The sequence below is a fragment of the Sphingobacterium prati genome, from assembly GCF_013167215.1.
In the GTDB taxonomy this organism is placed as follows: Bacteria; Bacteroidota; Bacteroidia; order Sphingobacteriales; family Sphingobacteriaceae; genus Sphingobacterium; species Sphingobacterium prati.
Genome location: NZ_JABJWY010000039.1, coordinates 174,885 through 189,761, shown reverse-complemented (window position 1 = coordinate 189,761; position 14,877 = coordinate 174,885). Strand labels below are relative to the sequence as shown.

The 14,877-nt window shown below is 40.8% G+C and carries 14 protein-coding genes; 10 read left to right on the top strand and 4 right to left on the bottom strand.

Going from position 1 to position 14,877, the window contains the following annotated elements; all coding sequences use genetic code 11:
• Positions 1–152: 152 nt before the first annotated feature.
• Both HPC41_RS23970 and HPC41_RS23965 read left to right on the top strand, forming a co-directional pair.
• The gene (locus HPC41_RS23970) at positions 153–1,091 is read left to right on the top strand and encodes a malate dehydrogenase (protein ID WP_172396616.1); all 939 of its coding nucleotides are present in this window, start codon (positions 153–155) and stop codon (positions 1,089–1,091) included.
• Between the two features lie 208 nt (positions 1,092–1,299).
• Positions 1,300–1,791 (top strand): retropepsin-like aspartic protease, encoded by a 492-nt coding sequence (locus HPC41_RS23965; RefSeq protein WP_246251029.1) that lies wholly within the window; start codon positions 1,300–1,302, stop codon positions 1,789–1,791.
• Between the two features lie 5 nt (positions 1,792–1,796).
• Here the strand turns inward: HPC41_RS23965 and HPC41_RS23960 are convergent, their stop codons facing one another.
• Positions 1,797–3,017, bottom strand: coding sequence for an MFS transporter (locus tag HPC41_RS23960; protein WP_172396615.1), 1,221 nt, complete (start codon positions 3,015–3,017; stop codon positions 1,797–1,799).
• Positions 3,018–3,195: 178 nt separating this feature from the next.
• Between HPC41_RS23960 and fsa the strand changes: the two genes are divergently transcribed.
• From fsa to rnr, 3 genes are all read left to right on the top strand, one after another.
• Positions 3,196–3,855: a fructose-6-phosphate aldolase gene (fsa, locus tag HPC41_RS23955; protein ID WP_121126753.1), complete on the top strand. Its 660-nt coding sequence runs from the start codon at positions 3,196–3,198 to the stop codon at positions 3,853–3,855.
• 130 nt (positions 3,856–3,985) lie between these two features.
• Positions 3,986–4,414, top strand: a complete 429-nt coding sequence (locus HPC41_RS23950) for a Fur family transcriptional regulator (protein WP_172396614.1) — start codon at positions 3,986–3,988, stop codon at positions 4,412–4,414.
• Between the two features lie 292 nt (positions 4,415–4,706).
• The gene (gene rnr / locus HPC41_RS23945; protein ID WP_172396613.1) at positions 4,707–6,839 is read left to right on the top strand and encodes a ribonuclease R; all 2,133 of its coding nucleotides are present in this window, start codon (positions 4,707–4,709) and stop codon (positions 6,837–6,839) included.
• Positions 6,840–6,911: 72 nt separating this feature from the next.
• On the opposite strand, the gene HPC41_RS23940 is transcribed toward rnr, so the two are convergent.
• On the bottom strand, positions 6,912–7,391 hold the full coding sequence (locus HPC41_RS23940) for a hypothetical protein (RefSeq protein ID WP_172396612.1): 480 nt from the start codon (positions 7,389–7,391) through the stop codon (positions 6,912–6,914).
• 522 nt (positions 7,392–7,913) lie between these two features.
• On the opposite strand from HPC41_RS23940, the gene HPC41_RS23935 reads away from it, so the two are divergent.
• The 5 genes from HPC41_RS23935 (at position 7,914) to rpsJ (ending at position 11,778) form a co-directional block, all read left to right on the top strand.
• A complete protein-coding gene (locus HPC41_RS23935; protein WP_172396611.1) occupies positions 7,914–8,090 on the top strand; it encodes a hypothetical protein in 177 nt (58 codons plus the stop codon).
• 96 nt (positions 8,091–8,186) lie between these two features.
• Positions 8,187–8,600 carry a 30S ribosomal protein S12 gene (gene rpsL, locus HPC41_RS23930; protein WP_108636809.1) on the top strand — a complete coding sequence of 138 codons (414 nt, stop codon included), beginning with the start codon at positions 8,187–8,189 and terminating at the stop codon, positions 8,598–8,600.
• Positions 8,601–8,619: 19 nt separating this feature from the next.
• Positions 8,620–9,087 carry a 30S ribosomal protein S7 gene (rpsG, locus tag HPC41_RS23925; RefSeq protein WP_172396610.1) on the top strand — a complete coding sequence of 156 codons (468 nt, stop codon included), beginning with the start codon at positions 8,620–8,622 and terminating at the stop codon, positions 9,085–9,087.
• A gap of 133 nt (positions 9,088–9,220) precedes the next feature.
• Positions 9,221–11,344, top strand: coding sequence for an elongation factor G (gene fusA, locus HPC41_RS23920; protein ID WP_172396609.1), 2,124 nt, complete (start codon positions 9,221–9,223; stop codon positions 11,342–11,344).
• Positions 11,345–11,472: 128 nt separating this feature from the next.
• A complete protein-coding gene (gene rpsJ / locus HPC41_RS23915; RefSeq protein ID WP_028070501.1) occupies positions 11,473–11,778 on the top strand; it encodes a 30S ribosomal protein S10 in 306 nt (101 codons plus the stop codon).
• Positions 11,779–11,942: 164 nt separating this feature from the next.
• Here the strand turns inward: rpsJ and HPC41_RS23910 are convergent, their stop codons facing one another.
• Together HPC41_RS23910 and HPC41_RS23905 are read right to left on the bottom strand one after the other, a co-directional pair.
• Positions 11,943–13,478 (bottom strand): DUF4434 domain-containing protein, encoded by a 1,536-nt coding sequence (locus tag HPC41_RS23910; protein WP_172396608.1) that lies wholly within the window; start codon positions 13,476–13,478, stop codon positions 11,943–11,945.
• A 34-nt stretch (positions 13,479–13,512) separates the two neighbouring features.
• A complete protein-coding gene (locus HPC41_RS23905; protein WP_172396607.1) occupies positions 13,513–14,877 on the bottom strand; it encodes a hypothetical protein in 1,365 nt (454 codons plus the stop codon).

Sequence of the window (14,877 nt, the reverse complement as noted above, 5' to 3'; positions counted from 1 at the left end):
TGATTTACTGATAATAATTCATTAAATTCAAGCATTATTTACTAATTCACATTAATGCTCATGAAATATCCATGCAAAAGAACGGTAAAAGCATTCATTCGTGAAAATGGACTGGATATTCCATATGCCCATAATAAACAAATAATTTACATATGAAAGTAACTATTGTTGGTGCTGGAGCTGTAGGCGCAACTACAGCAGACAATTTAATCCGTCGAAATGTCGCCGAGGAGATTATATTATTGGATATCAAGGAAGGATTTGCGGAAGGAAAAGCGCAGGATATGGCTCAAACGGCTGCCTTATTGGGATTTGAATCCAAAATCAAAGGTGTAACCAATGACTATCTGTCGACTGCGGGCTCCACTGTTGCTGTCATTACTTCCGGCATTCCCCGTAAACCGGGAATGACCCGTGAAGAATTGATCGGAACAAATGCAAATATCGTCAAATCAGTGGTAGAGAATTTAGTAAAACACTCTCCCGATATCATTATTGTCATTGTTTCAAACCCTATGGATACGATGACTTATCTTGCCCTCAAATCGAGTGGCTTGCCTAAAAATAGGATTATCGGGATGGGAGGAACATTGGATTCAGCACGCTTCAAATATCAATTGAGTGAAAAATTAAACGCTTCGGCAGCGGATCTCAACGCCATTGTCATAGGTGGCCATGGAGATACCACCATGATTCCGCTGATCAAGCACTCCACGTGGAACAGCATTCCGGTCAGCAACTTCCTTACGGCCGAAGAGCAGGCAGAGATCGTCCATAAGACGATGGTCGGTGGGGCCACATTAACGAGCCTGATCGGTACTTCAGCTTGGTACGCCCCTGGTGCTGCTACCGCTGCCGTTGTGGAAAGTATCGTACGTGATCAAGGTAAATTATTCACTGCTTCCGTTTACCTCGAAGGTGAATTTGGACAAGAAGATATTAACCTAGGCGTTCCGGTTATCATTAACAAAAAAGGATGGGACCGTATTATTCCATTGCAGTTGGACGAGGAGGATAAAGAAAAATTCAGTAAGAGTGCCGATGCGGTACGCGCAATGAATAATGTATTGAAGGAAATAAACGCATTATAATTGGTATAGGCAAATGAAAGAAAGGCTGTTCTTTCAAATGACAGCTTTTTTTGTAATATCCTGACCAGACCAATCCACTTTACAGTTCGCCATTAACGGAATAGATTATCTATCCGTTACCGTCTATTCATATATGAGACCTCTAAATTTACTTTCAAGGTGAGATAATAAGCCAGCGTCAAAATTTTTTTTAATTAAATTTTTGGCTATGTTTGGGAATATGACGAAAGTACCATTTCAAATCTTGGATCTTCAGGGGCAAGGAACGCATATTCTAGTTGATGTAACGTTATACGAACGCAATTTTAAAATGGTGATCGACACGGGAGCATCCAAAACTGTATTTGACAAAACCCAAATGGCCCATCTCCTGGAAGATCAATTGCTGCTGGAGCCATCAGAAACCCTTTCAACTGGTCTCGGTACCAATTCCATGGAGAGTTTTACCATGGAAATCCCCAGTTTGTCGATCGGCACCTGGCAAATCAATAAATTAAAAACCGCAGTATTGGACCTAAGTTCCATCAATTATGCTTATGGACAAATGGAACTTGACCCCGTCATTGGGGTATTGGGGGGTGATATTTTTGCCGACTATGGCGCCGTCATTGATTACGCAAAGCAAACACTACGCTTACGCGACCGAAAAATCAAGAGTAAAGTAAGCCGCCCGCTTGCTGTACCAAAATCTCAATACTAATAATACTAGAATTTAAAAAGCCTTTTATGAATATGCAGACGAAGGTAAGTATAATAGAGGATAGCGATCAATATCCCCAATCCCCCCATGGCATATAAAGTCGTCCTTAGACCACAATAACTGGCCAGCGATCCAATCATCAATGTTCCTATCGGAAATATTCCCTGAAAGGCCATGACATAATATGAAATCGCCCGGGCCCTGTATATCGGTATGGCATGTGTCTGAATATAAGTGTTAATACTCGAGTTCTGCATCATCATTGCAAAGGAAACCAGCATTACATAGACGAGCGCCATCTGCAACATGCTCGAATGAGCAAGGAAGAGCAAGGCCAATCCCATCAATGCAGCAGCCCCCATCACCTGATACCGCAGGTTTGATCCTGACTTCAAGCGCGCCATATTAAATGCACCGATCATGGCTCCCAATCCAGCTGCACTTTCAAACCAGGAGAATGTGCGTTCATCCCCATGGAACATTTCTTTTGCTATGGCCGGTAAGAGCGAGGTATAAGGGATAACAATCAGACTTGAGAATGTCATAATAATAATCAAGGAGGAGATATGTGGCGAACGCTTGAGGTAGCGAAAACCTTCAACCAAGCCTTCCCAGTTGCTCCCTTTACTGAGTTGCCCTTTAGTTTCATCCACCTGCATCATTAGCAAGGTAATGATAACCGGGACAAAACTGATAAAATTCAAAGCAAAACAAACCAGTTCGCCATAGGTGCTGAGTAGAATGCCACCAATAGCAGGCCCCAACATCCGTGCACCGTTAAAGATGGTGGAATTGAGTGCAATGGCATTTGGCAAGTCTTTACGGTCACCAACCAGATACATCATCAACGACTGCCGGCCGAGCACATCAAAGGAGTTAATAACCCCTTGTATCAGACCAAGGACCGAGAGCCATAGGACACTCTCCCACTTGAGGTAAACCACCAAAGTGAGTATACCGGCCTGTATCATCAGACCAATCTGCGTCAATAACACCAATTTATATTTTTTGTGCTTATCGACGAAGCTTCCGATAAAAGGGGACAATACCAACGAGGGCAATAAAGAAATAAACTGAACAAAACCCAACCAGAACACAGAACCTGTCAGTTCATACACCAGCCAACTGATCGCTATCCGCTGCATCCAAGTTCCCATCAGGGAAATTGCTTGTCCTATAACATGTAAACGGAAGTTTCTATAATGGAGAGACCTAAAAACCTGCATATTGAAAGATAATACTATAAAAGTATAACAAAAAAGAAAGAGAAGAGATTGTTATTTGCAAAAATAATGATGCAATTCATTGAAATCAATGTGTAATACTGGAATATAATCAATAACTTTGCACCTATTATTTCGAACGTTAAAATAATCAAATAATTATCATTCAATAACATATACAATGAAATTTTTTATTGACACAGCGAACCTAGAGCAAATCAAGGAAGCCCAAGACTTAGGCGTATTAGATGGTGTAACGACCAATCCAAGTTTAATGGCTAAAGAAGGTATCAGCGGTGATGAGAACGTAATCAACCACTACAAAGCAATCTGTGCTATTGTTGACGGCGACGTGAGTGCTGAAGTTATTTCGACTACTTACGAAGAAATGATCAAAGAAGGAGAAGCATTGGCAGCTCTAGACAGCAAGATCGTGGTCAAAGTTCCTATGATCAAAGATGGTGTGAAAGCAATTAAATATTTCAGCAAAAAAGGGATTAAAACAAACTGTACATTGGTATTCACCGCTGGTCAAGCGCTATTGGCGGCAAAAGCAGGTGCTACTTATGTATCTCCTTTTATTGGCCGTTTGGATGATATCTCAACTGATGGATTGGCATTGATCGAAGACATCCGTCTGATCTATGATAACTACCAATATCCAACACAGATCTTGGCCGCTTCTGTGCGCCACAGCGCGCACATCTTAGGCTGTGCTAAAATCGGAGCAGATGTGATGACAGGCCCATTATCGGCAATTTTATCTTTATTAAAACACCCACTGACAGACAGCGGTTTAGCTACATTCTTGGCTGACCACGCAAAAGCTGCAGGTAAATAAAATAGACTATATTTCGGTATAGGTTTTAAACCGATAAGGAGAAGATGACAATAATCTTAACCTTATCGGTTTTCTTATGTGGATAAATTCCGTATTTTTGTAGTTGATCTAAGGTTTAACGAAGAAGTCCATGGAACAATCCAATACCGTATATCCAGAAATTCTGAAACGGAATAGCTTAAAAGTCACCCAACCCCGGTTGAAGGTACTTGAAATTATTTCAACAAAAGATTCGGCCATCTCCCAGCCTGAATTGGAGAAATTATTGGGCAAGGATATCGACCGTGTGACCTTGTACCGCGTACTGGCCAGTTTTGAGGAAAAAGGCATTATCCATAAGATCTTTGATCTACACGGAACCGCAACCTATGCCATGTGCTCGACCAACTGTTCCGAACATGACCACCATGACCAGCATGTCCATTTTATCTGCCGGATATGCAACTCGGTTTATTGCCTGGATGAAATCACATTACCAAAAGTAAATATCCCCATTGGGTTTAGCCTGGAAGCGATTGCTGTAAACGCACTCGGCGTATGTAATCATTGTAAAAAATAAATCATACCATACTGTTTCAAAACAATTTCTCCCCTGATCTGTCTATAGTTTGGAAATCGGATTTTGCACCGATTAGCTCAGCTATTGTACAGTTGAATGCTGTTTTTTTTGTACCTTGTATCAACTACAGTCATACGGCACAATGATTGAGTATATAATTGGTTTATTGTACTTAACGACGACATCATGACCTTGTAAAAATTAGGTCTGTGCCCATTCAGTCATCATATACATGCAACCAAGGGTCTTACAAATCATCTCACGAGGCCAAAATGAGTAAAAAATAACACGAATGAAGACAAGAAAAGAAAATCCCTATAAAGAAGTATTAACGCAGCTGATTACCGATATTTTCGAAAAATCAGAGAACAAACCGCTTAATTATAAGCAAGTTTCTTCCAAACTGAACCTCACGGACAACGATTCCAAAGTGGCTATTGCCGATATTTTGCAGGACAATGTCCGGAGCGGACTATTTGTCGAGGTTGAGCGTGGAAAATTCAATCTAAAGCAGCTTAAAGTATATGTGACCGGAAAAGTGGATATGACAGCTGACGGTTCCGCCTATATCATCCCAGACGATGAGCTTGAGAACGATATCTATATTGCACCCCGTAAATTAAGACAGGCCCTGCATGGTGATATTGTCAAAGTCCATACGTTTGAGAAACGAAAAGGTGGTCGCAAAAAAGAAGGAGAAGTTGTCGAAATCTTACAACGGGCCAAAACCGACTTTACCGGAACGATCAGCATCTCAAATAATTTCGCTTTTTTTATCGCCGATGATCGCAAGATGCTCCATGATATCTTTATCCCGTTGGATAACCTGAATGGTGCCAAGGACAAGGAGAAAGTCGTGGTTTCGATCATTGACTGGCCAAGTGGTAGTAAAAACCCCGTAGGTACAGTCAAGCATGTCCTTGGGGTAAAAGGAGAAAACAACACCGAGATGAATGCGATCCTGGCAGACTTTGGTTTCCCATTAGAATTCCCGAAGAAGGTAGAAGAAGAAGCTAATAAGATCACAGAGAAAATCAGCAAGGAAGAGATTGCCAAAAGACGTGATTTCAGAGGTGTTACGACATTTACGATTGACCCTGCAGATGCCAAAGACTTTGACGATGCTATATCTTTCCAAAAGCTGGAGAATGGCAATTATGAGATCGGTGTGCATATTGCCGACGTATCGCATTTTGTGATTCCGGATACCGAGTTGGATAAAGAAGCGTTTAACCGTGCGACATCGGTCTACTTGGTTGACCGTGTTATTCCGATGCTTCCGGAGCGCCTGTCCAATGGCGTCTGTTCATTACGCCCACATGAAGACAAACTTTGTTTTTCGGCAGTATTCGAACTGGATGAAAAAGCCAATATACACGATCAATGGTTTGGCCGTACAATTATCCACTCGGACAGGCGGTTTAGCTATGAGGAAGCACAGGAAGTCATCGAAACGAAATCTGGTGATTTCAGCCATGAGCTATTAAAATTGAATGAACTGGCATATATCCTTCGTGAACGTAAGTTTAAGAATGGTGCAATTGCTTTTGAAAGTGAGGAGGTTAAATTCACCTTGGATGAGAATGGCAAACCTACAGGCGTATATACCAAAGTACGTAAAGATGCCCACAAGTTGATCGAAGATTTTATGTTGTTGGCCAACCGTAAAGTGGCTGAGTATATCGGTAAGCAAGGCCGAGGTAAAAACAAATTAACATTTGTATACCGTTACCACGATGTTCCGAACCCGGAGACGTTGACTACATTTTCGCAATTTGCAGCACGTTTTGGTCACAAGTTGACCATTAAAACAGACAAGGAAACAGCGAAGTCCCTCAATGCTATCATGACCAAGATCGAAGGCAGCAAAGAACAGAATATGCTAACCTCCCTGGCGGTACGTTCAATGGCCAAGGCAATCTATACGACGAAGAAAACCAGCCATTATGGATTGGCATTTGATTATTATACCCATTTCACCTCCCCTATCCGTCGATATCCGGATGTGATGGTACACCGTCTTCTGCAATTCTACTTGGATGGTGGTACAAAGGTCAATGCCGAGCACTACGAGAAAATGTCGGAGCACTCTTCACAAATGGAGAAAAAGGCAGCTGAAGCGGAACGCGCATCCATCAAATACAAACAGGCTGAATACCTGCAAGATCAGATTGGCACAGAATATACCGGTATTGTATCGGGTGTGACCGAATGGGGTATGTATGTGGAGATTCAGGAGAACAAGTGTGAGGGTATGGTACGCTTACGTGATATCACGGATGATTTCTATGTACTAGACGAGAAGAACTATGCGATTATTGGCCAGCGGAAGAAAAAGAAATTCCAGCTGGGTGATGAGGTTCAAATCCGCGTAAAAAAAGTGGATCTGGATAAAAGGCAGATAGATTTTACGTTATTGTCGTAGCGTCCACAAAAATAAAAAAGGAGAACTAGTTCTCCTTTTTTATTTTTGTTATGACGGAAAGACTAAGATCTGTTAATCAACTTCGTTAAATGAAACCATTTTTAAAAATTGAGGATCGGCATCCTTAATAATCACTTTGCTACCTTCGTCCACTACTTTTCCATTGTCTTCGATTTTCCAAGTAACAGTATACGGAGTACTCCCGAATTCAAATCCTCCGAATTTCAAACTACCAAACTGGAACTTTTCTAATGATTTCAATACTATTGTTTTTCCTCCATCAAAATCATCCGTCCCTAATTGTATAATGTCATCTGTAACTTTAGTACCATTTATATCCCAATCCACGAAGGTACCATTTTCTTTCCCTCCACTAATTGATAAATTAAAATAATCATCTTCAGCTTTTTTGAATTCTTTCGAAACAGTGATTGTTGCCGTAATATCATGATCTTTGAAGTTCACAGGTTTCGGATCGTCATCTTTTGAACATCCCACAAACGCAAGAGTCACAAGCGTCAATACCATTAAATACATCGATTTGATTTTCATAATTTGCATACTTTAATTTGTTTTTATTGTTAATTATCTGCCCGTGTTTGACAAACGTCCTGCCAAAAAGATGCATAAACATGCAAAAAGATAAATATACTCAGAAACCAGTAGAAGAATATTTTTACGAAAAAACACAGAGCAACTAGTATTCAAGACCATAAAGATTTTTACGAGTCAAACATAAAATCTCATTTTTTTTCGCTCCAAGGCTAAACAACTTCACTATTATTGTCCTTATTTAACAACATAATATTAACCAGTAGCAACTGCTAAACTTCCAAGCGCGATGTTACGCCATCTCAGAAAAGGAAACATTCGCACTGTGTTTACTCCATTTCACCAAGTAAAATATCGTTTCTGCGCTATGTCGGATTCAGTCAAACCAGTATCGGAGTCATTTTTCCATGTGGGGAAATGAAAATTCCACTCGGCGAAATCATCTAAACTATTGACAAAACGGACCAGACAGGTGGCGGAATCATTTCGACAGTGAACTGGATCATTTCGTTACTTCGGAGAATGATACAGACGGGCGTCGAACCAATTCCGACAGATGGGGAAATGAAACTTCCCCCCGGCGAAATCATTTTGACCAAGGACAGAATGCACGAGAAGCAGCGTGAACTTGTCAATCCACGAGGGGAAATGGTTCCGTCTCAGGGAAATGAGATTTGTCAGCGCCAAAAAATAATCTAAATTTTATACACTAACTATTTAATATTCAAAACGAAATCAGTATCTTTGCGAACTTAAAATAATTTAGGTATCAAATTTATAAACAAAAACAGGTAAATGCCTACTATTCAACAATTAGTTAGAAAAGGTAGAGTAGCTCTGGTTGATAAGAGTAAGTCACCAGCGTTGGACTCATGTCCACAGCGAAGAGGTGTATGTACACGTGTATATACTACTACCCCTAAAAAACCAAACTCAGCAATGCGTAAAGTAGCTCGTGTACGTTTAACAAACGGTAAAGAGGTCAACGCTTACATCCCTGGAGAAGGTCACAACTTACAAGAGCACTCGATCGTATTGATCCGTGGTGGTCGTGTTAAGGATTTACCAGGTGTGCGTTACCACATCATCCGTGGTGCATTAGATACTTCAGGTGTAGCAGGTCGTAACCAACGTCGTTCTAAATATGGAACTAAGCGTCCTAAACCAGGACAACCAGCGGCAGCTCCAGCAAAAGGTAAAAAGAAATAATTAAACGGAGGAAAGAAAAATGAGAAAATCAAAACCGAAAAAGAGAATCATTTTACCTGATCCAAAGTTTAACGACGTTCAGGTAACACGTTTCGTAAACAATATGATGGTAGATGGTAAAAAATCTATCGCTTACGATATTTTTTACGATGCAGTAGAATTAGTAGAACAAAAAACACAAGAAAGCGGACTAGAAGCTTGGAAAAAAGCTTTGAACAACGTTATGCCTGCTGTTGAAGTGAAATCACGCCGTGTTGGTGGTGCTAACTTCCAAGTTCCTATGGAAGTACGTCCAGACCGTAAAATCGCTTTGGGTATGAAATGGTTAATTTCATACGCTCGTAAACGTGGTGAAAAAACAATGTTCGAAAAATTAGCAGGAGAAATCATTTCAGCTTCTAAAGGTGAAGGTGCTGCTGTTAAGAAGAAAGAAGATACGCACAAAATGGCGGAAGCTAACAAAGCGTTCTCACACTTCAGATTCTAATTTTGAAGACATTCAAAAAAATATGATTACACCGACCTCCGATAGACGAACACTCTTTTATCAAGGTCGGTGTACTTATTTAACATTACATTTAAACACATAAGGCCCGTAAGGCCAGCTGCTTAAAAATATTATGGCAAGAGATTTAAAATTCACTAGAAATATCGGTATCGCTGCCCACATCGATGCTGGTAAAACTACAACAACTGAGCGTATTCTTTACTACTCAGGTGTAAACCATAAAATTGGTGAGGTTCACGAAGGTGCTTCAACAATGGACTGGATGGAGCAAGAGGCTGAGCGTGGTATCACGATCACTTCTGCTGCAACAACTGTATTCTGGAACTACCGTGGCAACAAATATCAAGTAAACGTAATCGATACACCTGGACACGTGGATTTCACGGTTGAGGTAAATCGTTCGTTACGTGTATTGGATGGATTGGTATTCTTGTTTTCAGCGGTTGATGGTGTTGAGCCACAATCTGAAACAAACTGGCGTTTAGCTGATGGTTACAAAGTACCTCGTATCGGTTTCGTTAACAAAATGGACCGTTCAGGAGCTGACTTCTTGAAAGTTGTAAAACAAGTAAAAGATATGTTAGGTTCTGAGGCTGTAGCTTTGCAATTGCCTATCGGTGCTGAAGATACATTCCAAGGTGTAGTTGACTTGATCAACAACCGTGGTATCGTTTGGAACGAGCATGATAAAGGAATGACTTTCACTGAAGTTCCAATTCCTGAGGATATGTTGGAAGAAGTTGCTGAATACCGTGAGAAATTATTGGAAGCAGTAGCTGGTTATGATGAGACTTTGATGGAGAAATTCTTCGAAGATCCAAATTCATTGACTGAGCGCGAAATCTTAAATGCTTTACGTGCAGCAGTATTGGATAACTCTATCGTTCCTATGGTTTGTGGTTCATCTTTCAAAAACAAAGGTGTTCAAACTATGTTGGATCTAGTAATGGAATTATTACCTTCACCAATGGATTCAGAAGGTGTTAAAGGTACTAATCCTGATACAGGTGAAGAGATATTACGTAAACCATCTGTTAATGAGCCTTTCGCAGCTTTAGGTTTTAAAATTGCGACTGACCCATTTGTAGGTCGTTTATGTTTCATCCGTGCTTACTCTGGTAAGTTAGATGCAGGTTCTTATGTCTTGAACACGCGTTCAGGAAACAAAGAACGTATCTCCCGTATCTTCCAAATGCACGCGAACAAACAAAACCCGATTCCTTTTATTGAGGCAGGTGATATCGGTGCAGTTGTAGGTTTCAAAGACATCAAAACTGGTGATACACTTTGTGACGAAAAAGCGCCTATCGTATTAGAGTCTATGACTTTCCCTGAGCCAGTAATTGGTTTGGCAATTGAGCCTAAAACGCAAGCTGACGTTGATAGATTAGGTATCGGTCTTGGTAAATTGGCTGAAGAAGATCCTACATTCGTTGTTAAAACTGATGAAGAAACTGGTCAAACAGTTATCTCTGGTATGGGTGAGCTTCACTTAGAGATCTTGATTGACCGTTTGAAACGTGAGTTCAAAGTTGAGGTTAACCAAGGTGCTCCTCAAGTATCATACAAAGAGTCTATCAACGGTACTACCGAGCACCGTGAGGTATTCAAAAAACAATCAGGTGGTCGTGGTAAATTCGCGGATATCAAAGTTGTTATTTCTCCAGCAGACGAAGATTTTGATTTAACTAAATCACCGCTTCAATTCGTAAATGAAATCGTGGGTGGTAAAATTCCAAAAGAATTTATCCCTTCTGTTCAAAAAGGATTTGAAACATCAATGAAAAATGGTGTATTAGCAGGATTCCCATTATCAGGAATGAAAGTTCGTTTGATTGATGGTTCATTCCACGCTGTCGATTCAGATTCATTGTCTTTCGAATTGGCTGCTCGTCAAGCATACCGTGAAGGATTGCCTAAATGTTCTCCAGTGTTAATGGAACCAATTATGAAAATAGAGGTTTTAACACCAGAAGAAAACATGGGTGATGTCATGGGTGACTTAAACCGTCGTCGTGGTCAAATGCAAGGTTTGGATTCACGTGCCGGTGTACAAGTAATCAAAGCGTTGGTTCCACTTTCTGAAATGTTCGGTTACGTAACACAATTACGTACAATCACTTCAGGTCGTGCAACATCTACAATGGAATTTGATCACTTTGAAGAAGCTCCTCGTAACGTTGCAGAAGAGGTAATTGCAAAATCAAAAGGCAGAATCAAAGGTTCTGTTGAATAATTGAACTCAAGAATAAAGGAACAAAGATGAAAGACTTCAATCTTTTCTCTTTGTTCTTTCATTAAAAAATACACACCGATTGCTAGTTGTGAATAGCTCTAATTAGCAATCATTTTAAATAAATAAAAATGAGCCAAAGAATCAGAATTAAATTGAAATCATACGATTACAATTTGGTTGACAAATCAGCTGAAAAAATCGTAAAAACAGTAAAACCTACAGGTGCAGTTGTTAGTGGTCCTATTCCATTGCCTACTGAGAAAAAAATCTACACGGTATTACGTTCACCACACGTTAACAAGAAAGCACGTGAGCAATTCCAATTGTGTGCTTACAAAAGATTGTTGGATATCTATTCATCAAACGCTAAAACTGTTGACGCATTGATGAAACTTGAATTACCTTCAGGTGTTGAAGTAGAAATCAAAGTGTGATAGATTTCAGTCACTGAAAAAAGAAAGGGCCTTTCGTAAGAAAAGCCCTTTTTTGCATAATATCCCTTTATAAAAAGTATTACCTTCGACGCACTTATTCAAAAATAACTTTTTCCAAGGGTCATTAACATGATACCTATCATAAAACCATATGTAGGAAAAAGCTAAAAATTAGAATTAATCAGTATTTCATCACAAAATATCCGAAATGTAGAATTTTGATCGGCGACCACTTTCACATATCTTCCTTTTGCTTTCATCTCTCCAGTCCAGGCGATGTCGATCCAGCAATCATGTTGATCATTGTTGGAAGCTGGTATGGTCACGGTTTTCATTCGGTCAAAATGCTTTCCATCCGTAGAAACATAAAAATGCACAGCTGCAGGCAATAAAACACCCCCAGGACGGTAGTGCAGAAAACGTGCTGCTAACGAGGTAATCGGCGACTGCTTCTTCAGATCCAGAACTACGCTCATCTTTCCATTTCCAAAATCTAGCCAGTTCAAGTCATTTGTATGTTCCATTCCGAATTTGCCATCCGTCAATTTCTGTTGTATAGCGTCTTTTAAATTGTTGCCTTCCATTTTTACGGCAGAACCGATCGCGTCGTTGGCCACATCGCCTTTAAAGGTTGCTTCCAACAAAGGCCAACGTCCCTTACGCTGCTTCCAATCCGTAAAATCGATGAACGCCTGTGCCGACTCGATGGGCTGGCCAATTGGCATGATCGAGTTTGCATCATCGATAATACCATAAACTGAAAAACTGATCACGTTTTTTGCTCCCGCCAATGAAGCGGCAACAAGTTGCGACAGGTAGCGTGGAAAAGCAGCCGGAATCAACGCAGATTCTCGAGAGTTGTCCGCCTTCTGCCAGGTAAACGATTCGATATTGGACCAAAATTCTATCCCAGTGCCTTCATGTATCTTGCCCAGTTTTTTAAAGTTATCCCTAACACGTGGCAAAGGCATCGGTTCGCGCACGCAGCCAACTTCATCCTGATAGGCGATAATATCGACGTTTAGCTTCTTGATCTGTTGGGCAAACTTCGGGTCTCCAAACGCGGCGTAACAAACACCGTAAGGTGATATCATCACTTTCTTATCCGGAGTTAAATTTTTGGCTATCGCTGTAAGTGTATTTGCAGCATGGACCGCTTCATCAGAAAGAATAGGTTCCATGCTATCCTCCACAGGCAGATACCAGCCGTAGAATGATTTGTTTGTTGCGAATAGAGCGGCGGTTTCTTGCATAATACGTTGTTGCAACGCTTTGATCTTCGGATCGCGTATGTTATCATCCTGATTTTCAGCCCAACCACAGCTCATAAATACATGCATGCCATATTGATCTGCAGCCTCCATGATGGCCTCGACAGGACTTTGTTGCCCCGCTGGATACGCTGCCGGCATAAAAGAGGAAGGGTAGAATGCTTTGCCGTCGTTGGCCACCGCCATGAGAACGAGATACCTGAGGCCCATCTGCGCGTATTCCTCAATTTTTGTTTTCCAGAATGCTGGTGCAAGACAATCGACATGCGCCGGATTCATGTATTTATTACGTACATCTTGGTAGGGTAAATTAAGCCATGTACCTTTTAATGGTTTTAAATCCTGTGCCTGGAGCTTTACAGCAACCGCGGCAGTCAACAAACTAACGACAACCAAAAAGCATCCTATTTTAACGAATAATCTTTTCATGATATTTAGGCAAAATTTTAGTATAAAAATATAATTAATTGATATAGAACCAGCCTAGCCCTTTTTCCGTATAGACCATTTTCCAGTGCGCATCTAGCTCTTTTATTAGTGCTAATGGTGCGATGGCATCGCTAATCACAGCTGATTGCAGCGAAGGGTCCCTATAGAGTTTTCTTGGCACTGGATTGTCTATATTATTTTTTGGCCAGATACCTTCTTTTTTTGAAAAGGCGTATTCGTAAGCCACATTGCTATAGTACCCCGATTGCAGAGCTAGATCAAAAAACGGCAACCACCAAATTGGGTATCGCTTTTCTACAGACGGATTGCTGTAGCCCAAGGAGACGATATCTGCCTGGATACTCAATGCAACCTTTGGGTTGGCTGCCTGTATGGCCTTAGCATAAGGGGCATAATCCTGTAGATAGTTGTAAGGAAGTTTCGGATCCAGCCAATCCTGGGCTGCGGTTTGCAAAACCATGACATCAGGTTGCACTTCTTTGGCAAGTGCAGGCATATCTAAGCCAAAATGTTCCCGAATTTCAGCAATGGTGCCTTGCCTGATGCCCATCCCCCATATCGCGTAAAGGACATCGGCATTAACCTCTTTAATGACCTTCTTTATTTGCTTGTTAAAGGACAAAATTGCTTCTGCTCTAAAATCCATCCATTTGCTATAAATAGCCGGATTCTTTACGATATAATCAAAAGAAACAGTTGCCGATCTCGATCCTATATATTTCTCGGTAAACATCTTTCTCGCAAACGCGCTCACATCACCATAAAAACCGTTTCCATTCAATGTTTTCCATTCGGGAAAGTAACTTTCCGCAAATTCGACCCCATCCACCTCGTAATTTTGTAAGATGCGCTTCACGCGATTTACTTGCCAATCGACAAACTCCTGTCTGTGGAAAGAAAAAAATTTGATACCTGGGTTTGGATAAGGTTTAAGGAACTCCATTTGCCAGTCGCTGGGAAGGTCAGAATTGCCATAGATACAATTCCCGAGCAGCATAAACCAAACAGCAATTTTTTCTGCTTTAAGTGCCTGCAAATACGCAGGCTTCAACAATTGGTCATTCCTACTGCCATCCCAGTTACCAACTATAAAAAAATGTACCGATTGTACATTGGCCATACGAAGATCAGCAATCAGCATCTCTGGGGAGATTTGTTGTTGGTAAAGCATCTCCGGATCAATCTGTATGGAGTTGCCCTTTATTTTTTTTAGTGCAGGTGTTTCAATAAATGATTCCTTTTCGGAACCATTCGGCAGTTCGGGTGTAGGAATTATTATTGGGTCTTGTGCGGTTGTACCGCAGCTGGGGAGGACACCAACGATCAGCACTAGATATAATAATCTATGCCAATAGGATGTAAGTTTGTACATTTTCAT